The sequence below is a fragment of the Pseudoalteromonas phenolica genome, assembly GCF_044788725.1.
GTDB classification, from domain to species: Bacteria; Pseudomonadota; Gammaproteobacteria; order Enterobacterales; family Alteromonadaceae; genus Pseudoalteromonas; species Pseudoalteromonas phenolica_C.
In genome coordinates, this window is record NZ_CP173161.1 from 3,019,577 (window position 1) to 3,040,811 (window position 21,235).

At 41.8% G+C, this 21,235-nt stretch carries 14 protein-coding genes, 7 tRNA genes and 1 pseudogene; 5 read left to right on the top strand and 17 right to left on the bottom strand.

The features are described from left to right. Window positions 1-68: 68 nt before the first annotated feature. The 4 genes from ACH784_RS13710 to ACH784_RS13725 form a co-directional block, all read right to left on the bottom strand. A complete protein-coding gene (locus ACH784_RS13710) occupies window positions 69-614 on the bottom strand; it encodes a hypothetical protein (RefSeq protein WP_404391091.1) in 546 nt (181 codons plus the stop codon). A 163-nt stretch (window positions 615-777) separates the two neighbouring features. Then, window positions 778-1,098 carry a YdbL family protein gene (locus ACH784_RS13715; RefSeq protein WP_404391093.1) on the bottom strand — a complete coding sequence of 107 codons (321 nt, stop codon included), beginning with the start codon at window positions 1,096-1,098 and terminating at the stop codon, window positions 778-780. A 10-nt stretch (window positions 1,099-1,108) separates the two neighbouring features. Then, window positions 1,109-1,288 carry a YnbE family lipoprotein gene (locus ACH784_RS13720; RefSeq protein ID WP_404391095.1) on the bottom strand — a complete coding sequence of 60 codons (180 nt, stop codon included), beginning with the start codon at window positions 1,286-1,288 and terminating at the stop codon, window positions 1,109-1,111. A 9-nt stretch (window positions 1,289-1,297) separates the two neighbouring features. Next, window positions 1,298-3,874 carry a YdbH domain-containing protein gene (locus tag ACH784_RS13725; RefSeq protein WP_404391097.1) on the bottom strand — a complete coding sequence of 859 codons (2,577 nt, stop codon included), beginning with the start codon at window positions 3,872-3,874 and terminating at the stop codon, window positions 1,298-1,300. A gap of 216 nt (window positions 3,875-4,090) precedes the next feature. Here ACH784_RS13725 and ACH784_RS13730 point away from each other — a divergent pair, with 216 nt between their 5' ends. Next, window positions 4,091-4,519 carry a hypothetical protein gene (locus tag ACH784_RS13730; protein WP_404391099.1) on the top strand — a complete coding sequence of 143 codons (429 nt, stop codon included), beginning with the start codon at window positions 4,091-4,093 and terminating at the stop codon, window positions 4,517-4,519. A gap of 79 nt (window positions 4,520-4,598) precedes the next feature. Here ACH784_RS13730 and ACH784_RS13735 read toward each other — a convergent pair whose 3' ends face one another. From ACH784_RS13735 to purL, 3 genes are all read right to left on the bottom strand, one after another. Further along, window positions 4,599-6,404: a ferrous iron transporter B gene (locus ACH784_RS13735; protein ID WP_404391101.1), complete on the bottom strand. Its 1,806-nt coding sequence runs from the start codon at window positions 6,402-6,404 to the stop codon at window positions 4,599-4,601. A gap of 14 nt (window positions 6,405-6,418) precedes the next feature. Continuing rightward, the gene (locus tag ACH784_RS13740; protein ID WP_404391103.1) at window positions 6,419-6,643 is read right to left on the bottom strand and encodes a ferrous iron transport protein A; all 225 of its coding nucleotides are present in this window, start codon (window positions 6,641-6,643) and stop codon (window positions 6,419-6,421) included. A 470-nt stretch (window positions 6,644-7,113) separates the two neighbouring features. Continuing rightward, window positions 7,114-10,998: a phosphoribosylformylglycinamidine synthase gene (purL, locus tag ACH784_RS13745; protein WP_404391105.1), complete on the bottom strand. Its 3,885-nt coding sequence runs from the start codon at window positions 10,996-10,998 to the stop codon at window positions 7,114-7,116. A gap of 225 nt (window positions 10,999-11,223) precedes the next feature. On the opposite strand from purL, the gene mltF reads away from it, so the two are divergent. Next, entirely contained in the window at window positions 11,224-12,600 is a 1,377-nt protein-coding gene (gene mltF, locus ACH784_RS13750) for a membrane-bound lytic murein transglycosylase MltF (RefSeq protein WP_404391107.1), read from the top strand. Between the two features lie 153 nt (window positions 12,601-12,753). Further along, window positions 12,754-12,933 (top strand): hypothetical protein, encoded by a 180-nt coding sequence (locus ACH784_RS13755; protein ID WP_390447269.1) that lies wholly within the window; start codon window positions 12,754-12,756, stop codon window positions 12,931-12,933. On the opposite strand, the gene tadA is transcribed toward ACH784_RS13755, so the two are convergent. Then, complete coding sequence (tadA, locus tag ACH784_RS13760) at window positions 12,921-13,430, bottom strand: tRNA adenosine(34) deaminase TadA (protein WP_404391109.1); 510 nt, start codon at window positions 13,428-13,430, stop codon at window positions 12,921-12,923. The genes ACH784_RS13755 and tadA overlap by 13 nt on opposite strands. A 315-nt stretch (window positions 13,431-13,745) precedes the next feature. Between tadA and ACH784_RS13765 the strand changes: the two genes are divergently transcribed. Next, complete coding sequence (locus ACH784_RS13765; RefSeq protein WP_138483571.1) at window positions 13,746-15,050, top strand: inosine/guanosine kinase; 1,305 nt, start codon at window positions 13,746-13,748, stop codon at window positions 15,048-15,050. Between the two features lie 93 nt (window positions 15,051-15,143). Here ACH784_RS13765 and glsB read toward each other — a convergent pair whose 3' ends face one another. The 9 genes from glsB to ACH784_RS13810 all read right to left on the bottom strand — a co-directional run bounded on the left by glsB (window position 15,144) and on the right by ACH784_RS13810 (window position 17,682). Further along, the gene (gene glsB / locus ACH784_RS13770) at window positions 15,144-16,052 is read right to left on the bottom strand and encodes a glutaminase B (RefSeq protein WP_404391111.1); all 909 of its coding nucleotides are present in this window, start codon (window positions 16,050-16,052) and stop codon (window positions 15,144-15,146) included. Between the two features lie 211 nt (window positions 16,053-16,263). Next, window positions 16,264-16,623 (bottom strand): ribosome hibernation-promoting factor, HPF/YfiA family, encoded by a 360-nt coding sequence (hpf, locus tag ACH784_RS13775; protein ID WP_058029027.1) that lies wholly within the window; start codon window positions 16,621-16,623, stop codon window positions 16,264-16,266. Window positions 16,624-16,845: 222 nt separating this feature from the next. After that, a tRNA-Phe gene (locus tag ACH784_RS13780) sits at window positions 16,846-16,921 on the bottom strand. Window positions 16,922-17,034: 113 nt separating this feature from the next. Next, window positions 17,035-17,110, bottom strand: a tRNA-Thr gene (locus ACH784_RS13785). A 15-nt stretch (window positions 17,111-17,125) separates the two neighbouring features. Further along, window positions 17,126-17,201, bottom strand: a tRNA-Phe gene (locus tag ACH784_RS13790). Between the two features lie 111 nt (window positions 17,202-17,312). Then, window positions 17,313-17,388, bottom strand: a tRNA-Thr gene (locus ACH784_RS13795). A gap of 15 nt (window positions 17,389-17,403) precedes the next feature. Next, a tRNA-Phe gene (locus tag ACH784_RS13800) sits at window positions 17,404-17,479 on the bottom strand. Window positions 17,480-17,518: 39 nt separating this feature from the next. Beyond that, a tRNA-Thr gene (locus ACH784_RS13805) sits at window positions 17,519-17,594 on the bottom strand. A 12-nt stretch (window positions 17,595-17,606) separates the two neighbouring features. Then, window positions 17,607-17,682, bottom strand: a tRNA-Phe gene (locus tag ACH784_RS13810). Window positions 17,683-18,033: 351 nt separating this feature from the next. Between ACH784_RS13810 and ACH784_RS13815 the strand changes: the two are divergent. Next, window positions 18,034-20,382, top strand: a pseudogene (locus ACH784_RS13815) (ATP-binding protein); the annotation flags it as partial. Window positions 20,383-21,235 lie beyond the last annotated feature (853 nt).

Below are 21,235 nucleotides of genomic sequence, written 5' to 3' on the forward strand. Positions count from 1 at the left end.
AAAGGCCAGCATTTGGAATGTCTGGCCTTTTTTAAGGGAGATATAAATTTTAATAAGCGTTAGACAGACTAGCTCATCTGATAACACTTAAATGGCTTAGCCGTTTTACGATTGATAATCTGAACTTGGTCGTGATCTAATCCATCTAAACTAGGCTTAATGGCGCGCTCAAAACGCATCGATGCAGCTTCTATTCTTCTTGCTTCACTTTCAATCGCTCGAATATCTGCTTCATGATGTCTTACAATTTGCTCAATTTTTCGGGCCAGCTGTTTTTGTTCTCGCAATTTCTGCTTATCGATTTTAAGGACATTGTCGTCTTCATAAGTGACCGCATCAGCGAGCTCATCAAGTTGATCTTGATAGATCTCAAGCTCTTCATCCATATCACGCATTGGCGCTTCTAATTGTGTCATCTTATCTTCGATATTTTGTAATGCCTGATATGCAGTAATCTGATCCGGTGACATAGCAATGTCTTTAATTTTCTCACATTCTTTAAACACTTGAATGCGGTAATCAGAATCCTTGTTTTGTTCTGGTGAGGCATTGGCTGCAACACATGCAGTTAACACTGCACTCGCTAACACGGTAATGAGGGCTTTAATTTTCATAGCGATAACCTTTCCTGTTGAGATATCAAATTCAATATTTAACAAGTTAGTCGCAGCGCTTTGGAAAATAGTTTGAATAAATAAAAAATGATAGAAATAAAAAAGCACAGCGCTTAAAAAGCTCACTGTACTTATATCTTTTAGCTTCTAGCTTTGCAAATTATTACTTCTTAACCCATTTGCCATTTACTTGTACGAAGTGGCCTTTTTCTGTTTTCTGCAAGGCTTTTTTACCAGCTTGTTGCTCAACCTGAGCAAGCGTGATGCCGTGCTTCTCGGCTAACTGCTTATATTTGGCTTTGCGTTTAGCATTAATATCTTCAATCAGCGCCTGAACTTCTGCGCTATTATTTACAGCGCCTAAATAACCAGAAGCAGTCTCACCAACTAAGCCCTGAGATTTTGCCGAACCTAAATCTAACGCGAAAGCAGAAAAAGCAAAACTTAAGGCTAAAACTGGCAATAAAAATACACTCTTTTTCATAACTATCTCCTTAGAATAACTCGCTATCATCGCTAAATAAGTTATCTAGCTCTTTGTCTACTTTAACGCGGATTTCATGATCCACTTTTACGTTCAAATTGATGGTAATTGGCTCTTTAGTTTCAACTTGCACCTTATGCGTACATCCCATTAGCACTAAGGCACTGAATAAAGCTGCAATCCACTTCATGGTCTTCCCCTATTTAGTTAAAGCTTTTTCTACTTGCTGACTGATCTCATCATTCAATCGTAACGCCTTAAATAAGGTGTATATATTTTCATGATGTGTGTAATTAAAATTCACTGGCTGTGCTTGGCTTTTGTTTTCGCCTTTAATATTTACACCCAGCGTTAACCAGCCATCTTGCGTTAACGCCACATCACTGCGCAGCGTATCTATGTCTAAATTATCTAGTAAACCAATCACTGTTTTAAGTTGTGGTTGTTGTTCTTTGAGTGCGTTGACCGACGCATTCTCAGACACACTCAACATGCCCGAACCTAAGTTATACAGCTTACCGTCAGTAATGCTTACTTTGCCATCATACACTTCAACCGGTAATTCACCAGAAACTCGCCCTGTAAGCTCTACTCCCGCTTCTCGGCCTGCTTTGGCCAAAATCGCTAAGTCTAAGTTTTCAGCTTTTGCTTCAATACGTTGTGGTTCTGCTGTCAGCATTACTTTATCTGCTTTAAGCACACCATCAAAGGCCTCTGCGGTAATATCACTTAACCAAGCGGTGCCATTTTGAGCTTGTAAATTGGCTTCAATATTCGTCAAAACCGCACCTGAACGAAACTCTCCAATAGTGACTTTAGTTTTAGGTATATTAATCAAACCTGAACTGACTTGGCCCGACACTTTTCCTGCTGCATCACTAATGTAGTGGGTATCAAATAATGCAGAAGCATCAAACTGCACATCAAAATCAATGTTTTGTGTTTTTAAATCGCCACTTGCAATAACACTACTGCTACCCGTTTCAATTTTTAATTTTGGGGCTAGTTGCTCAAGTATAGGCTGTAAGCCCGTTAAGTCTTGTTCAATCATGACTAACTCAAATGGCATCTTAGTGTCAGACACTTCATGACGAAACGACAGGTTCATATCAAGCAAGTTAATATCGTGCTCAAAATTCATTGCCTGTTTAAAATCACCTTGAGACTCAATGTTGATATCTTCAATTAATAATGTCGAATTTGCAGCCGCATCTAAATGTGTTTTTGCCTTTAAAATGGCGCTACTCATTAGCTCGTTAAGCTTGCCATTAAGCTGAAGTGTTTGCTGCAGGCCTTGAATTTGATTGTCTGCGTGTTTTAAGCCTTTCAACTGCCAATCTAAATCTAATTGAAGATCATTTTCTACGAAGTCTGATTGCCAGTGTGCCGTAAAACCTTTGCCTTGTAATGGCGATTGGTTCATTGGATACTTTAAAGAATCAAATGAAAGTGCCCCTTTACCTGAGACTTTTAAATGCTCTGAAAACTCACCTGTCATGTCAGCACGCATTGTTAACAGTGGCAAACTGACACCTTTTCCTGTGATTTCTAAAAGCTCGAGTTGGCTATTTACTTCAAACTCAATTGCTTGGTTAATTGTACCCGCAGCTGACAGCGTCGAATTAAAACGGGCTTTACCAAATTCAATCGGCAATGGTGTTTGCTGATCTGTAAATTGGCTAGCCAATAGATCGGGTAAACTTGCGTGCTGAGCATCTAGTGTTAGGTTCGTGTTAAATTGCTTTTGCTTAAGTTCAAACGCGCCAGAAACATCCCACTCTCCAAGTCCCTTACTATGATGGATAAACTGTAATTGCGACTGAATTGCTTGAGCACTAATACCTAGGTTGAGATCTATTAGCTCTAAACGATTAAAATGCCCATTAACTACTTTGACGTGTTTTGTGGAGATCTGGCCATTTTTAAAATAAAGCTTATTAGGCAAATGCAACGATAAGGTCTCAGCAACCAAGTCTTCTGCATGCAGACTTTTTGGCAAGTAAGATTGCACAATCGCATTACACGTTTTTGCATTAAGATTATTTTCCAGTCCACTCAAATCAACTTCAGCCGATTGCTGAATTAAATCAAGTTCACCTGACAATGTACCATTTATGTTTGCTGTCACGGCACAGTCGTTCTGAACGCTCTGAGCTGATAAAGCAAGTTTGCTGTTAAATCTCAGTTGAGTGCCATCAAAATCAGCATTTACAGCCCCACTTAAAGACGTTATCTGCTGTGGTTTAAAAACCTTAATTAACTTGTTATCTAAAGCAAACTCATCGATTTTTATTTTGTCTTTAAATACAGATAACTGAGCGGTTAAATCTCCCGAAATCGAAAAACGATCCAAATCAGTCTCTTTGAGACTTATCGAAATAGGTACGCCTAAAAGTTTACCCGCAACAACCAATTGCTTAATTGCCAGCAATGGCCGCTCTGCAGGTAATGGCAGTTGTAACTTTTGAAATGTTGGCTCTGACGGTGCTTGGGTAGATTCTTTTAATGTAACTTTTACCTGTTTAATAACAACATCAGTGAAAGATAGGTGGGCATCAATCAATTGAATTGTGGCTGCGGGGTGCTCAATACAAGCTTTGTTTAACTTAATTGTATCAACACTCGAAAGTGACCAATCAAGACAAGAGAGTTTAATATCTGCATCTTTCAACTTAGGGCCAGCAATATTTACAACCAGCGCATTCCTAAAGCTATAGATACAAACAAAGGCAACCAGTAAGAATACCGTTACCCAAAGCAATCCCTTCTTAAACATATCACCCTAAATTTTATTAATAATACGTCGCTATTTTACTTGTTTTAAACGCATTTGCATCAGCAAAAATGTAATGAGTTGTAGCTGATACAAATAAATACAGACTTTACATTTGTTAACAGTTTTACCTCGTTCAGGTTCTATACATAGAAATGAATTTCATTTACGATTTTTAAAGGTTTGATTTAAATAATAATGAACAAAGGATTTAATAACATGCTTAAGAAAGCACTTTTACTTTCGACACTCCTTGTATCTGGCTTAGCAAACGCTGATGAAAACAAGGTTTCTGCAGGTATTGGTTTTCAGTATGGCGGTGTTGCTGGTGTGAAATACGCGATGAATACAGGCGAAAGCAGCCGTGTTTTTGCATCTATCGGTTTAGTGGGTGCAGCTATTGGCTATGAATATGCACTTAGCGAACAAAACGCTATCAGTTTTGCTGTCGGCTCAGAGCAGATCGTCAGTGAAAAAGGCTTCGTTATGCTTGAGTACAACCATTATTTTCAAGGCAGAAGTAATGCGGGTTGGCGTTTAGGTGGCGGTATTGGCATTACTCGCCAAGACCAAGGTGGCTGGTGGGGAGATTATGGTAAAACCGATACCACAGGTCAACTCTCATTTAACTTAGGCTATCAGTTTTAATTAATAGCCTCCAAAGAACCAAAGTTCAGGTTAAATACATTGTGGGTCAGCTTCAAACAAACTGACCCATAAAATCCCTCTAAATTAGCTTGCTTGCTGCAACAGCTAGGCTATAAGCCAACAAACCATAAACAACAAACAATCCCCATGCCAACCTTGAGTTACCCATTTCGGCTTTTATGGTTGCAACTGTTGCGACACATTGCAGTGCCACCACGTAAAACAACATTAAGCCAATACCTGTGCCTAATGTTAGGCCATCGGCCATTATTTGCGAAGCAAGCCCAGCAATGTTTTCATCCGCCCCTTCCATGCCATATAAAGTACCCAATGCCCCCACGAATACTTCCCTAGCCAAGAAAGACATAATAATCGCAACACCGTAGCGCCAATCCAAACCAAGAGGTTCAACAACGGGGCCGATAAATTGCCCTAACTGACCTAACCAAGAATGTTCTAGCCCTGCATTTAGCGGAAAGTAACCAAGCACCCAAATAACCACAGAGACCATAAAAATAACTGGCGCGGCACGCTTAATAAAATAAAGCCCACTGTTTAAGACTCGGTGCATTAATGGCTTCCAATGCGGCATACGATAAGTTGGCAGCTCTAAAATAAACGGCATCTCAGACTGTGTTTGTTCTGTCATTTTAGACTTGCTCAGCAAAGCGCTAACTATAAGTGCCATACAAATACCAAACAGATACAGCGCAAAGAAAACTAGCCCCTGTAAATTAAATATACCTAACACATTCTGATCAGATGGAATAAACACTGCGACCAGTAATGCATAAACTGGCAACCTCGCCGAACACGACATCAAGGGGATCGTCATCATAGTGATTAAACGTTTGCGCGGTGACTCTATGGTTCTGGCAGCCATAATGGCAGGTATCGCGCAGGCATGTGCAGATAAGTAAGGAATAAAACTACGACCAGATAGACCAAAAAAGCTCAGCGGTTTATGGCATATCAAAGCTGCTCGAGCCAAATAACCACTGTCTTCGAGCAGACCTATGATAAACGTCAGCACCATAATTTGCGGCACAAATACCAAAAAAGATCCCAAACCACCAAACAGCGCATCGGAGATAAAGTCTTTGACAATGCCATGAGGCAGTAAACCTGTCACCATGGTAGCGGTATCGCCAATTATGGCTTCAACGCCGTCCATTAAAGGTGCAGCCCAAGTAAAAATACTTTGGAAAAGTAAAAACATAATGCCCAAAAAGGCAAAGGCACCACTGACATTATTCAGCAAAAAACTATCAATGACATTTTGCTTTTTAAGCACGATGTCACTCGAAATAGCATATTTTTTCGCGAGCTTTTTTGCTCTAGCTAAACCAACTTCTGCTATAGATATGTGAGTATCTACTAAATCTTCTCTGGCAATATCAAGCAAACCAGTTTGAAACTCTGATACACCAATTAGGGTTTTTGCCGAAAGCGCAAACACTGGAGCACCTAAGTCTTTTGACAAAGCCTCTACATCGATATGGTGATTGAAGCGTTGCAGCTCATCAATCAAATTAAGCACAAACACCACTTTTTTATTGTGCTGTCTTGCCAGATTTTGCACTTGCAATGCAAATACTAAACTGCGCTCTAAACGTGTGGCATCGAGTACATTGACAACTATCTCAGTGTCATCTTGATCTATGGCTTCGCTGAGCTTTTCAACGGCTATTTGCTCATCTTTAGAAAGCGTATTAAGTGAGTAAGTACCAGGGAAATCAACTACCTCAAATTCATTAAACTGACCACTTTTCAGCTCAACAGTAACACCGGGAAAATTTGCTACTTTTTGCTTTAATCCAGTCAACTGATTAAACAGCAAACTTTTACCACAGTTAGGTTTACCAACTAATAAAATTCGTTTCATTTATATTCTTGTAATTATGAGATAAAAATGCGTTTGGCGATTGCTGGCTCTAACGAGTAAACACAATCACCAACTTGGTAGACTATAGGACCATTAAAAGGAGTACGGCGAATACAAGTAACTAGGGTGTGCGCTGAAAACCCCATTTCTTCTAATCGGTTCGCCACTGCAATATCTAACTCTGGACACAAACCAGAAATAGTTGCTTGTTGTTTTACGGGAATATCACAAATCGTCACGATAACTATTCGCAGTTACAAAAGAGCACCCAGTATGCGCTTTTTTACATTAAAGCTCAATTTGATCGACGAATTAATTTTTATTTTGTTGAATGCTAGAGATATTTAATTCCAGCACTGTTTGTTAATAGAAAAGTCACCGAAGTGACCTTTCAATTAAATCAAGTTGAGGCAGTGCAGACTAATTCGTCCTGAAGCTGCGGCCCGGTGCGTTACGCAGTAATCGTCATCGTAGACTTACGTAAAACACGCTGCTCAACTTACAGATACAAAAAAGGCCACCTTAGTGACCTTTTTTCATCTAACTAAACGATTAGCCGATGTTCTTTCTAGCGTTGCGGAACATGCGCATCCATGGGCTATCTTCTTTCCACTCTTCTTTTGGGTATCGCTCCCAAGAGTTAGCTTTCTTAAAACAATAAAAAAGGCCGCTTACGCGACCTTTTCTAATGAACTACATATTCACTCAATTAACCCACGTTCTTACGTGCGTTACGGAACATACGCATCCATGGGCTGTCCTCTTTCCACTCATCTGGGTGCCAAGAGTTAGCAACTGCACGGAATACACGCTCTGGGTGTGGCATCATAACTGTTGCGCGGCCGTCAAGCGATGTAATACCTGTGATACCTTCTGGTGAACCATTCGGGTTGTTCGGGTATTGCGTTGTTGGCTTACCAAAGTTATCAATGTACTGAACTGCAACAGTGCCAGACTCAAGTGCTGCTTTCACTGCTGCGTCGTTTGCAAACTCAGCGTGACCTTCACCGTGAGATACTGCGATAGGCATACGAGAACCAGCCATACCTTGGAAGAATACTGACGGGCTTTCTTGTACTTCAACAAGGCTAAAGCGTGCTTCAAAACGCTCTGACTTATTGGTTACAAAACGTGGCCAGTGCTCAGTGCCTGGGATAAGCTCTTTCAGAGTTGATAGCATCTGACAGCCGTTACACACACCTAAGCTGAACGTGTCTTGACGCTCAAAGAATGTTTGGAACTGATCGCGTGCCATGTCATTAAATAGGATTGATTTAGCCCAACCTTCACCCGCACCTAGTACGTCACCGTAAGAGAAACCACCACATGCTACAAGGCCTTTGAACTCTTCTAGCGTTAGGCGACCTTCAAGGATGTCGCTCATATGTACGTCTACTGCTGCAAAACCTGCACGGTTAAACGCGGCTGCCATTTCAACGTGTGAGTTAACACCTTGCTCACGAAGGATTGCCATCTTAGGCTTAGCACCTGTTGCAATATAAGGTGCTGCTACGTCTTCGTTTAGGTCGAAGCTTAGTTTAACGTTAAGACCAGGATCTTTTTCGTCAAACTTAGCATCAAATTCTTGCTTAGCACACTCAGGGTTATCACGAAGTGCTTGCATCTTATAAGTTGTTTCAGCCCAAATAGTGCGTAGTTCAGTACGTGTATTTGCAAGTACTGCTTCGCCACCACGGTTGAAGATTACTTTGTCTTCAGTATTTAGTGCACCGATAGTATGGCTGATTGCCGCAAGGCCGTTATCTGCTAACACAGCTTCAACTGCTGCAAGGTCGTCGTTGCGAACCTGAATTACCGCACCTAGCTCTTCGTTATAAAGTGCTTCGATGTCAGAGCCTGTTAGGCTATCAAGGTTTACAGTCACACCAGTGCGACCAGCAAATGCCATTTCAGCGACAGTTGTGAATAAACCACCGTCTGAACGATCGTGGTAAGCAAGTAGCTTCTCATCAGCTACAAGTGCTTGCATCGCGTTGTAGAAACCTTTTAATAGCTCTGGGCTATCAACGTCTGGTGTCTTATCACCAAGTTGCTTGTAAACCTGTGCAAGGCTTGATGCACCCATGCGGTTTTGACCGGCACCTAAATCAACTAGGATTAGGCTTGAGTCACCTTTATCAGTGCGAAGCTGAGGCGTTACTGTTTTACGAATGTCTTCTACACGGCCAAATGCAGTGATTACTAGAGAAAGAGGTGCTGTAACCGCTTTATCTTCACCATCGTCTTGCCATGTCGTTTTCATCGACATTGAGTCTTTACCAACTGGGATGGTTAGTCCAAGTGCTGGACATAACTCTTCACCCACAGCTTTAACTGCTTCATAAAGACCTGCGTCTTCACCTGGGTGACCTGCTGCAGCCATCCAGTTTGCAGATAGCTTGATGTTCTCAAGACCACCAATGTTTGCGCCAGCAATGTTCGTTAACGCTTCTGCTACTGCTAAACGTGCTGATGCACCGTAGTTTAGAAGTGCTGCAGGTGTACGCTCACCCATTGACATTGCTTCACCGTGGTAAGTGTCAAACGCTGCAGCTGTTACTGCACAGTTTGCTACTGGTACCTGCCAAGGGCCAACCATTTGGTCACGTGCAACTAAACCAGTTACCGTACGGTCGCCGATTGTGATAAGGAATGTTTTCTCAGCAATAGTCGGTAGACGAAGTAAACGCTTCGCCGCTTCCTCTACGTCGATGCTGTCAGTGTTAAGTGCTTGGCCTTCAACTTGCTTTGATTCAACGTCACGGTGCATCTTAGGCGCTTTACCAAGTAGTACTTCAAGTGGAAGGTCTACTGGGTTGTTATCAAAGTGGCTATCCGCAACAGTTAAGTGACGCTCTTCTGTCGCTTCACCAATTACCGCGTACTGTGCGCGCTCACGCTTACAGATTTCTTCAAATCGTGCGAAGTCTTCAGCCGCTACTGCAAGTACGTAACGCTCTTGTGATTCGTTACACCAGATCTCGTGTGGCGCCATGCCCGGCTCATCGTTCGGGATATTACGTAGTTGGAATTTACCACCACGGCCACCGTCGTCTACTAGCTCAGGGAATGCGTTTGAAAGACCACCCGCGCCCACATCGTGGATAAACGCGATTGGGTTTTCGTCACCTAGCTGCCAACATTTATCGATAACTTCCTGACAACGACGTTCCATTTCTGGGTTTTCACGCTGTACAGAAGCAAAATCTAGGTCTTCGTTTGACTGACCAGATGCCATAGATGATGCAGCACCACCACCAAGACCGATGTTCATCGCAGGGCCACCAAGGGCGATTAGCTTAGCGCCTACAGGGATTTCACCTTTTTGTACGTGCTCAGTACGAATGTTACCAAGACCACCTGCAAGCATAATTGGCTTGTGGTAACCACGTACTTCTTCGCCGTTATGGCTGTTAACTTTTTCTTCGTAAGTACGGAAATAACCAAGTAGGTTAGGACGACCAAATTCGTTGTTGAACGCCGCGCCACCTAGCGGGCCGTCAATCATGATGTCTAGTGCATCAACGATACGACCAGGCTTGCCGAAGTTAGTTTCCCACGGTTGTTCAAAACCTGGAATGCGAAGGTTAGATACAGTAAAACCAACTAGGCCTGCTTTTGGCTTAGAACCACGACCTGTTGCACCTTCGTCACGAATTTCACCACCAGAACCCGTTGATGCGCCAGAGAATGGTGCAATCGCAGTTGGGTGATTGTGCGTTTCAACCTTCATCAAGATTTCAATATTCTCTTGATTGAAGCTGTACTCGCCTTCTTTATTTGGGAAGAAACGACCCGCTTTAGAACCCTTCATTACTGCTGCGTTATCTTTATAAGCAGACAGTACGTTTTCTGGGTGCGTCTCGTAAGTATTCTTGATCATTTTGAACAGCGACTTAGGCTGTTCTACGCCGTCGATTGTCCAATCAGCGTTGAAAATCTTGTGACGACAGTGCTCAGAGTTCGCCTGTGCGAACATGAATAGCTCGATGTCGTTCGGGTTACGACCTAGCTTAGTAAAGTTTTCTACTAAGTAGTCAATTTCGTCATCCGCTAGTGCAAAACCTTGCTCAACGTTTGCTGTTGCAAGTGCCTCACGGCCACCACCAAGAATGTCTACTGATGACATTGGGCGCGGCTCTTCTACGCGGAATAACTGACCTGCATCTTCAAGACTGTTGTGAACAGACTCTGTCATACGGTCATGGACAAGCTTAGCAACTTCATTTAGTTGCTCTGCGCTTAGCTCACCCTCAACATAGTAAGCAATACCTCGCTCAACACGGTGAACCTTATCTAGGCCACAGTTGTTAGCGATGTCAGTTGCTTTTGATGCCCACGGAGAAATGGTACCAATACGTGGTGTTACTAGAATAAGTGCACCTTGAGGCTCGTGTTCGGCGATAGTTGGGCCGTACTTAAGTAGTTTATTTAGCTTGTCTAATTCCGATTCGCTCAGCTCTGCAGTTAAGTCTGCAAAATGCATAAACTCAGCATAAATACCAGTCACTGGTAAATTCGCGTCAGAGCAGGTTTTAAGGATTTTTTGAACTTTGAAATCAGAAAGTGCTGGCGCACCACGTAAAATCAACATAGGTTATTTCATCCGGGGGTTAAGGATTGAACGATATTTAGGGCCGCTATTATAGTCGAATTCATGGCTAGTTTTAACTGTAAAATTATAAAACTGCCAAAAATCGTAGAAGGTTCTTTAATAGAGCTAAAAAACACTTTTACTTCATAGTGTTAGATTTCTCATTTTGCATCTACTCAGAACTTTGATAGTTTAGTTTTATTAATAATCTCACGCTTTGTCTTCATGCAGTTAAAACCATTGCTCGCACTCATCATTTTTATATGGGTTTTAGTCGGATGTGATAAGCCGCCTATGACGCAGCTTGAGCGCGTGCAACAAAAGCGCGAATTAAAGGTGGGCACGCTGGCGGGACCTGCTAATTTTTATCAAGCGCAGCAAGGCGAACAAGGCTTTGAATATGAGTTAACACAAGCGTTTGCAAAGTCACTTAACGTCAAACTTAATATCGTGCCGTTTTACAGCCTACCTGAGCTTTTCCAACGTTTGGACAATGGTGATTTAGATTTTATTGCCGCCGGACTCAGTTACCACCCACAACGTGGCGAGCATTATCGCTTTGGCCCAAGTTACCGAGCCATTAGCCAAAAGTTAGTTTACAAACAAGGACCAAGACGACCAAGAAGCTTTGAAGAAGTCGACGCCCCTATTACTGTGTTAGCAGGCTCAAATCACTTAATTAGTTTACAAGAAGCGAAAAAAACATATCCCAATATAGAAATACACCTTGTTGAAGATGTAGATGAAGAAGAACTACTACAAAACATCATTGACGAAAAAATTAGCTACACGATTGCTGATTCACACTCTCTTGCTCTTTTTCGCCGTTACCACCCAGAGGTCAGTATTGCTTTTTCGGTCACAAAACAAGATTCGATCAGTTGGATAATGCGTAAAGACCCCGATGATTCTCTTTACGCACTACTGATGCCTTTTTTTGACAAAGTAAATCAAAATGGGAAATTAGCAGAGCTTGAAGAAAAGTACTTTGGTCATGTGGAAACATTTAACTATGTAAACACCCTCGCCTTTGTAGAGGCCACGAAAGAAGTACTCCCCAAGTACCAAGCATGGTTTGAAAAATACTCAGAGCAAAACAAATTAGACTGGCGATTATTAGCCGCATTAAGCTATCAGGAGTCCATGTGGAAACCGCGAGCAAAATCTCCCACAGGGGTGCGTGGCATCATGATGCTCACGCAGCCAACAGCAAAACAAGTCGGTGTAAAAAACCGTCTTAAACCTGAGCAAAATATTAGAGGGGGAGCTATTTACTTAAGTAAACTGATCAAACGCGTTCCTAAGTCCGTACAATACCCGGACAATGTTTGGTTTGCGATGGCGTCTTACAATGTGGGCTGGGGACATGTGAATGACGCACGTAAAATTACAGAGCAACAAGGTGGCGATCCAAGCCGCTGGGCCGATGTGAAAAAACGACTACCACTGTTGGTTAAAAAGCGCTACTATCGAAAAACACGATATGGATATGCACGTGGGGATGTGGCAGTTCAATACGTTGATAACATCCGCCGATATTATGATGCGCTAGTTTGGCTAGACGAAAACGGGGCGCTCAATTCAGAAAACGGACAAAAGTGACGCTTTCGGTCGCGTTGTCACATATTTGCAATCATTCCCTGTAATTCTGCCAATCGTAGTATCAATCAATTTTCTTAAGTAACGAGTTATCTTGATTGATATAAGTACCAAAGACATTGGTATGGTTTAATCTCTCACAATTAGGAGGTGTCGATGCTTAACAGACGTCGTACTCACCAATTTAAACGAAACACTTCTCATACATCACCAAATCGTAGACGTGTTTTGACCAAAAATTCGCACAAGAAGGTGCTTAATCGAAGAAAAGCGTTTGCCATCATGCAAATGGATGAAATGGCAGAAAAAAATGAAGCAGCAGCTCAGCCTTCTTGAGCTGCTTGTTTTGCCAACCTTTTAGCTTCTTTAATTTCTTTTCTGCGGCGACGAAAAAACGCCGATAATTTTTCTGCACACTGCTCTGCCATCACGCCTGAAGTCACTTCTAACTGATGATTTAATTTAGGCTCTCTGACTATATTCATAATGGAACCCGCAGAACCCGTTTTTGCATCAGCGGCACCATACACTAAGCGCTTAATACGACTATGAACAAGTAAACCAGCACACATAGGACAAGGCTCAAGGGTGACATATAAAGTGCAATCAATCAGGCGATAATTCTCGATTTTCTTACCGGCTTCTCGCACAGCCATCATCTCAGCATGGGCTGATGGATCATGGTTACAAATTGACTGATTCCAACCTGCGGCAACGAGCTCACCATCTTTCACTAACACAGCCCCAACAGGAATTTCATTCTGTTGCTCAGCTTTATCAGCATATTCTAGGGCCTTTTGCATCCAGTATTGATCTTGCTCGATTTCTGTCATTAGTGTCTATTACTGCTACTATTTAGGAAGTTTAAGCGCAAATATACCACATTTAATTGCAATATTTGTCGATTTGGCATGGCTCAAGCTCCCGCATTTAGGCTATAATTCGCCGCTTTTTTTATTTCTTGAGCTATTATACCCGAACAATCTCAAGATAAATGACTCAGAGCGTGGCGTTCTGTTTCAGTTCAAGGAAAAGGACGCAGCGTAATGACTGGTCCTTTCCAAGTTCTTTGACGAAGAAATGGGACTGAAGACGCGCTATGTAAGCGAGATTGAGTTAGTTTGGGTATACACACACACGGGTAACACATGAAATTTCCGGGACGCCGCAGGCATAAACATTATTTTCCGGTGGAAGATAAAGACCCACTACTAGACCAGATCAGTAGTGAAGATGGGCTTAAGCGCAGTTATATTTGCGGCATAGACCAAATCGTTGTCGATATCGAAGCCAAAGTTGATCAAGCATTTCTTGATGAGTTTGGCCTGCAACGAGGTATGTCACAAGTCATCGAAAGTGAGGTGACAAACGCGTTATATGACCGTCTTAAACGCGAAAATATGATCGATTATGAATTTGCAGGTGGCACCATAGGTAATACCATGCACAATTACTCGGTGTTAGCCGACGATCGCTCAGTACTACTTGGTGTAATGAGTGAAAACATAAAGATTGGTAGCTACGCATACAAGTTTTTATGTAATACCTCTAGCCGAGTCGATCTGGATTATTTGCAACCAGTTGACGGCCCTATTGGTCGCTGCTTCACATTAATTGACGATACAGGGGAGCGTACATTCGCGATCAGCCCTGGCTTAATGAATCACTTAAAGCCTGAGTCAATTCCAGAGCAACTTATTGCAAATGCTTCAGCACTGGTGATTAGCGCCTACCTAATGCGCACATCTGGTGATGAGACGATGACAGAGGCAACACTTCAAGCAGTAAAATACGCCAATGAAGCCAACGTTCCGGTTGTTTTATCTCTCGGTACCAAATTTTTAATCGAGCAAGATCCTAAGTGGTGGGCTGAGTTTGTTGAAAAACATGTCGACATCTTAGCTATGAACGAAGAAGAAGGTGAGGCAATCACGGGCTTCAGCGATCCGCTATTGGCTGCTGACAAAGCGCTTGATTGGGTTGATCTTGTTATCTGTACCGCCGGCCCGAAAGGCCTCGTCATGGCAGGTTACGTTGATGATGAATTCAAACGTGAAACTGAATACCCGCTATTGCCTGGTGCCATTGCTGAATTCAATCAATATGAATTTTCGCGATCTATGCGCAAAGACGCATGTGTTAACCCAATTAAAGTTTATGCACATACAGCGCCTTATATGGGTGGTCCTGATTCAATTAAAAATACCAATGGCGCGGGCGATTGTGCGTTAGCTGCGGTATTACATGACTTATCAGCCAACGAATACCATAAAATGAATGTGCCAAATTCAGCAAAGCACGAACACACAGCGATTACTTACTCATCATTAGCTCAGATCAGTAAGTACGCAAATCGTGCAAGCTATGAAGTGTTAGTACAGCACTCTCCTCGTTTATCGAGAGGGTTACCTGAACGTGAAGATTCATTAGAACAAGCGTATTGGGAACAATAAGCAGATTTCTGCTAAAACAAATTAAACTTATAAAGCCGACTAATCAGTCGGCTTTATTGTATTTAGGATTGCGTATTTATGCTCGAACAAGTTTTAATGGTTAATATGCTCAGCAAGATATTCTAATGCTGCAATACCTGCGACCGAATTACCAAAACTGTCTAGGCCAGGAGACCATACAGCAACAGTAAACTGCCCCGGCAACACTGCGATAATAGTACCTGACACACCTGACTTCCCCGGCATACCAACACGATAAGCAAAGTCACCGGCTGCGTCATAAAGGCCACTGGTAAATAATAACGAGTTGAGTTGTTTCGTTTGCTTTGCGGATAACACCTGCTCACCACTTTGCAAGCAAAGCCCCTTGTTGCTTAAATAAGAAAATGCCTTAGCAAGCTCAACCACATTCACTTCTATTGCACAGTAATTAAAGTAACTCCAAAGCACTTTCTCGACGTCATTATCAAAGTTTCCAAAAGACTTCATTAAATAAGCCATAGCAGCATTGCGATACCTATGCTGATATTCAGAGTTCGCCACAGTGCGATTGATCACAACATTACTATTGCCTGACTGAGCCCTAAACTTCTCTAGCACAGCATGAATAGGCGCGCTCAAACGAGAGTAAAGTGCGTCTGCTGTAACGATAGCACCGGCATTAATAAAAGGATTTCTTGGTTTACCTTGCTCGAACTCTAGCTGAGTTAGTGAGTTAAAAGCAGTTCCAGATGGCTCTTTACCAACACGTTGCCACAAATCGTCGCCATAGCGCTGTAATGCCATGGTTAAGGTGAGTGCCTTTGACACTGATTGCACTGTAAATTTATGACTGACATCGCCTGCCGAATATACTTTGCCATCAGTGGTTTGCAGCGCAATAGCAAACTGACCTTTCTTCTGCTCGGCCAACGCAGGAATATAGGTCGCGACTTCCCCCTGGTGAGAGAAAGGCTCAACATGCTGGCATGTTTTTTCTAATAAAGTTTGATAATCAAGCACTAAATAAAGACCAAAATTTTTTTCACAATATAGCCGATGTTAAACCACCAAAACACCAGTCGATATTCGTAACTAACAATATTATTCAAATACAAAAAACTGATTTTTCTACCAGCTTTCTTGATTAAGTGATCTATTTTGAGAAAAGGTATTAATTATAAACGAAACAAGCCCGATAAATCGGGCTTGTTTCGTTGTATTTGCAATAAACTTATTGGCTTAAGTTCATCTCTTGAATAATTTCGTGGGCGATAGGTGGTGTGGTACTCACTGGTTTTTCATGCCTATCTGCTTTTAATTGACCTTTTCTATGCTTTAGGGCTGCATCTAGTTTTTTCGCGGCATTTGCAATTGCCGGATACATAACTTCACCTTCTCCTTTTACCGCTACACGTGCGCCTTCATAGTTAGTGCTAATTTCAGTATAAAACTGGTTGTGCTCTTTGCTAATGATGATGTCTAAGGCTATCAATGAAGGAAAATGCGTTGCGATTTTGGCAAACTTTTCTTGGACATGCTGTTTTACTGCGTCGGTTACATCTACGTGATGACCAGAAAGATTTATTTTCATAGGGTATCCTTTTTTTGTTTACCTCAACTACAGTATTGAGGGCAAAATTGGATTTCACAAGCAAAAAAATAGAAATTTTATTTTAATGAGAATGTCATTTGATTCAGATCAGCGCCACATTGCAAGTGCCTAAAAAGAAAACACCTTTCTATGGTTTTGAGTTGACTGAGGTTTATTTTGCTAGAAATGAAAAAGCCTCGCTATTGCGAGGCTTCTCAACGATGGTGCCCAGAGGCGGAATCGAACCACCGACACGAGGATTTTCAATCCTCTGCTCTACCGACTGAGCTATCTGGGCAAATCTTGTTTTGTATTAAAAATTTTATGAGATTTTCAATACTATTCCCGAAAGCTCTACCGAATGAGCTATCTGGGCTAAATATTTGCTAGTTTTACTTCTTAGCGAGAAAATGGTGCCGACTATCCGAGTCGAACGGATGACCTACTGATTACAAGTCAGTTGCTCTACCAACTGAGCTAAGTCGGCAACACCGAAAATAAGTGGTGCCCAGAGGCGGAATCGAACCACCGACACGAGGATTTTCAATCCTCTGCTCTACCGACTGAGCTATCTGGGCAAATTTTGTTTTGTACTAAAAACTCTAATGGATTCTCAATACTATTCCCGTAAGCTCTACCGAATGAGCTATCTGGGAAATTTGCTTAGTTTTAATTCCTAGCATAAGAAATGGTGCCGACTATCCGAGTCGAACGGATGACCTACTGATTACAAGTCAGTTGCTCTACCAACTGAGCTAAGTCGGCAACACCGAAAATAAGTGGTGCCCAGAGGCGGAATCGAACCACCGACACGAGGATTTTCAATCCTCTGCTCTACCGACTGAGCTATCTGGGCAAACCTAAGAGTTGCTAGTTTTATTTCTTAGCGAGAAAATGGTGCCGACTATCCGAGTCGAACGGATGACCTACTGATTACAAGTCAGTTGCTCTACCAACTGAGCTAAGTCGGCAACACCGAAAAATGGTGCCCAGAGGCGGAATCGAACCACCGACACGAGGATTTTCAATCCTCTGCTCTACCGACTGAGCTATCTGGGCAAATTTTGTCTTGTATTAAAAACCTTAATGGATTTTCAATACTCCCCCCGAAAGCTCTACCTAATGAGCTATCTGGGCGTGCGGCGTATTAAACGAGTTTTGCCCCTTCAAGTCAACCCTTTTTTTAAAAGCAACGTTTGCTTGCTTAGTTTTCAACCATCAATAGCAAAGTTTGTACAAACAGTGTCTTAATTGCTCAAAAGTACGTCACTAAAAAGAGATAACTATGCCTAAAGGTTGAATGGAAAATGCTTAAAAACGGCGAGCTTTAATAACAAGACAATGTTACGATTGGGTACTTAATAAACCAATAATAATCAAATTCTAGAGCAGTTAAATCGGACCTTATCAATGCCAAACTCTGAGAATATAAAACTATCAGGCTTTTTACCCCTGGTGCTAACTAGTATATTAACTGTTGGCGCTATTTGTGCTGCAGCCGCGTACTTTCTTCCTAAATCACAACAAGCACCACAAATTGATTTTGCCAATCAAGCACAACAGCTTTCTGAACCACTTGCAAATACTATGATGAAGCAAGGGTTCAGTCAGGTTAAAAAGTTACTGGCTGGTATTTCAGAGGCTGATCCTAATACCCAATATTATTTATATAGTATGACGGGTATGGCAGAGCCAGCTCTCATCTTCCAAAGTGATGAGACTGCGATTGCACCAATTTCACAAGTGAAACAATTCAAAGTCGGCAATACCTTAACGGTGCATCAACCGTTAAAACTTGATGGACAATATGTAGGTGAACTTGTAATTAAGCACCAAGTTAAAGCTAGCAGTGATACGAGTAATATTGCATATGGCTTATTTGGATTAGCAGCCTTACTTGCTATTGGCTTTGCTCTTTTCGCACAACGCCGCCTTGCTCAACAGCTGGCAACTGATAAGCAAAAGTTAAAACTAGAATTAAAAAAGATCTCACAAGAACAAGATTTTAAAAAATTCATCGACAGTAATTTAGGCTTTGGTTTTGATGAAGTAGCGCAGTCCATAAATGATGTACTACAACAGGTGCAAACGTCACTAGATAACAATCAAACTTCTGAAAAAGAGCTAAAGCAACTGCAAACTAGCTTAGAAACAGAAGTACAAGCGCGTACACTAGCACTTGAAAAAGCGACTATGAATGCCGAACGTGCCAATGAAGCCAAAACGACCTTCTTAGCCACCATGAGTCATGAGATCAGAACTCCCATGAACGGTGTTATTGGTACAATTGACTTGTTACGCCAAACAGACTTAGATGGTGCGCAGCACCGCCTAAGTACCATCATTCGTGATTCAGCTTTCTCTTTGCTAGGCATTTTGGACGATATTCTAGACTTCTCTAAAATTGAAGCTGGTAAGCTACAAATCGACAATACTGCATTCTCAGTGACTGATACCATTGAAGAAGTGGCGCGAGTTTTGTCTTCTGTGGCTAAAAAGCGAAAGCTTGATCTGCAGCTTTCAATTGCACCAGATATTCCTAAAAACCTAATTGGCGACAATATTCGTGTGCGTCAGGTTTTATATAACTTATGTAGTAATGCCATAAAGTTCACAACCACAGATGAAAACCGACAAGGTTTTGTCAAGGTTGCAGTAGAAGTTGCACAAAACACTTCTGAACACTATACATTGCGATTCTCTGTAACTGATAACGGTAAAGGTATGACGCAGCTTCAGTTGCGTGAGATCTTTAACCCATTTATTCAAGCTGAAAATTCTATTACCCGTGAATATGGTGGCACGGGCTTAGGCCTTTCAATTTGTAAAAGCCTTATCGAGCTTATGCTTGGTTCAATCAATGTCACCAGTGACTTAGGCATGGGTAGTGAGTTTGTTGTTGAATTGCCTTTTAGTACTCAGGGTAAAGTTGAGTATTCAAACAAGGCAGTAATGGCGCAAAAACCTGTTGTCGTTCTTACCAATAGTTCGGCACGAAAAGCCATTTTATGCCGCTACTTATCCTTTATGGGTGCCAATACTTATGCTATCGACTCTATTGATGAAGCCGAAGAATTCCAGCATACCCCTAATTTAATTTGGGTGCTTGATGGCTTAGATGGTATGGCGCCTGTGAATGATCAATTGCGCTCTCTTTTATACTCTTTAGAGCAAAACAATCAGCAAGTCATCGTATTAAGCACCATGGATGAGTCTGCACTTAACCATGCCAATATTTTCTATCTAAATGCTGCACCACTTTGCAAAAGTAGCTTCATGACATCAGTCATGGTTGCCGCAGGCTTACACAAACCTAAACAACTTAAACAAGCAACCTCATTAAATAACTTTTTAAATGTTGATAAGGCGCGAGCTGAAAATAGACTCGTTCTATTGGCCGAAGATAATGTGCTGAACCAACAGGTACTCACAGACCAACTTCATTTACTTGGATATGGCGTTGAAGTTGCAGAAAATGGCGAAGAAGGGTTAGCGATGTGGAAGAAAAACCACTATCCGATCATTCTGACCGATTTACATATGCCGAAGATGTCAGGTTATGACATGGTTAAAGCCATTCGTGATGAAGCAGAAAAGAGCCATGATATTAAAGCTCAACCATATATTATTGCGGTAACTGCCAACGCTTTGAAAGGTGAGAAAGAGCGTTGTATTGCAACGGGTATGAATGACTATATTACCAAGCCGATTGAATTAAATGTATTAGAGGCGACACTTGCAAAATGGCAGCCTGAAAAGCACATTAAAATGACTGCTACACAGACTGATGCTAGCCAAGAACAAGCAATTATTGATGATTCTGAACACAATGAAGAACAGCCTAATACTGTAGCTGAAAAAGAATCAGAGTTAAGAGAAGTTCCTTTAACGAAAAGTAAATTAACAGAAGCGCCAATAGAAGTACCTTCTATTGAGGAAGATCTTAATCACAATGACTTAAATTCAGATTTAAGTTGGCCTGAAGAACCATCTGTACCATCAGAGACTCAATCAGCAGATGATGAGCAAACAATTGATATTGATGCGCTGACTCAACAAAGCGATACAGACCTTGAGTGGCCAGATAGCCAGCCCTCAGAAATAGATGCAGCCCCTATAAGTCAAGAAGAGCATTACGACCTTGATTTAAGCTTAAATACGGATGATTCTATTGACCTACAGTGGCAAGATGAGAACAAACAAGTTCACGCTTCTCATCAAGAAGAGGATGAATTAGATCTTAGCCATATGAATGCTGATGATACGAGTTTAGAATGGCATGAAGAAACTCAAGATTTACCTCAAGCTGAATTAGAACATGAGATCAATATCGATAATATTGAAGTAGACAGCCATGACAATATCGATTGGCAAAACCTCAATGACATTGATGAAATCGCTTCAGTTTCTTCGGACGCCCAAACTGAAACGCCTGTGATTGAAGAGGCTAAAGAAGATACATCAGCACCTACTCAAGCTAGCGCTTTAACCGGCTCTTTAAGTAGCATTTCATTAGAATCAACTTGGGAAGCTACACCTGCAACCCAGGCTTCTGATAATAATATTCCAACACCAAGCTTTGGTTTAGCACCGGAAGGGACTTCGCAAGATG

Excerpts from the sequence above, each read along its gene's own strand:
- ACH784_RS13710 (WP_404391091.1), bottom strand. The coding sequence starts at position 614 with ATGAAAATTAAAGCCCTCATTACCGTGTTAGCGAGTGCAGTGTTAACT.
- ACH784_RS13715 (WP_404391093.1), bottom strand. The coding sequence starts at position 1,098 with ATGAAAAAGAGTGTATTTTTATTGCCAGTTTTAGCCTTAAGTTTTGCT.
- ACH784_RS13720 (WP_404391095.1), bottom strand. The coding sequence starts at position 1,288 with ATGAAGTGGATTGCAGCTTTATTCAGTGCCTTAGTGCTAATGGGATGT.
- ACH784_RS13725 (WP_404391097.1), bottom strand. The coding sequence starts at position 3,874 with ATGTTTAAGAAGGGATTGCTTTGGGTAACGGTATTCTTACTGGTTGCC.
- ACH784_RS13730 (WP_404391099.1), top strand. The coding sequence starts at position 4,091 with ATGCTTAAGAAAGCACTTTTACTTTCGACACTCCTTGTATCTGGCTTA.
- ACH784_RS13735 (WP_404391101.1), bottom strand. The coding sequence starts at position 6,404 with ATGAAACGAATTTTATTAGTTGGTAAACCTAACTGTGGTAAAAGTTTG.
- purL (WP_404391105.1), bottom strand. The coding sequence starts at position 10,998 with ATGTTGATTTTACGTGGTGCGCCAGCACTTTCTGATTTCAAAGTTCAA.
- mltF (WP_404391107.1), top strand. The coding sequence starts at position 11,224 with ATGCAGTTAAAACCATTGCTCGCACTCATCATTTTTATATGGGTTTTA.
- ACH784_RS13755 (WP_390447269.1), top strand. The coding sequence starts at position 12,754 with ATGCTTAACAGACGTCGTACTCACCAATTTAAACGAAACACTTCTCAT.
- tadA (WP_404391109.1), bottom strand. The coding sequence starts at position 13,430 with ATGACAGAAATCGAGCAAGATCAATACTGGATGCAAAAGGCCCTAGAA.
- ACH784_RS13765 (WP_138483571.1), top strand. The coding sequence starts at position 13,746 with ATGAAATTTCCGGGACGCCGCAGGCATAAACATTATTTTCCGGTGGAA.
- hpf (WP_058029027.1), bottom strand. The coding sequence starts at position 16,623 with ATGAAAATAAATCTTTCTGGTCATCACGTAGATGTAACCGACGCAGTA.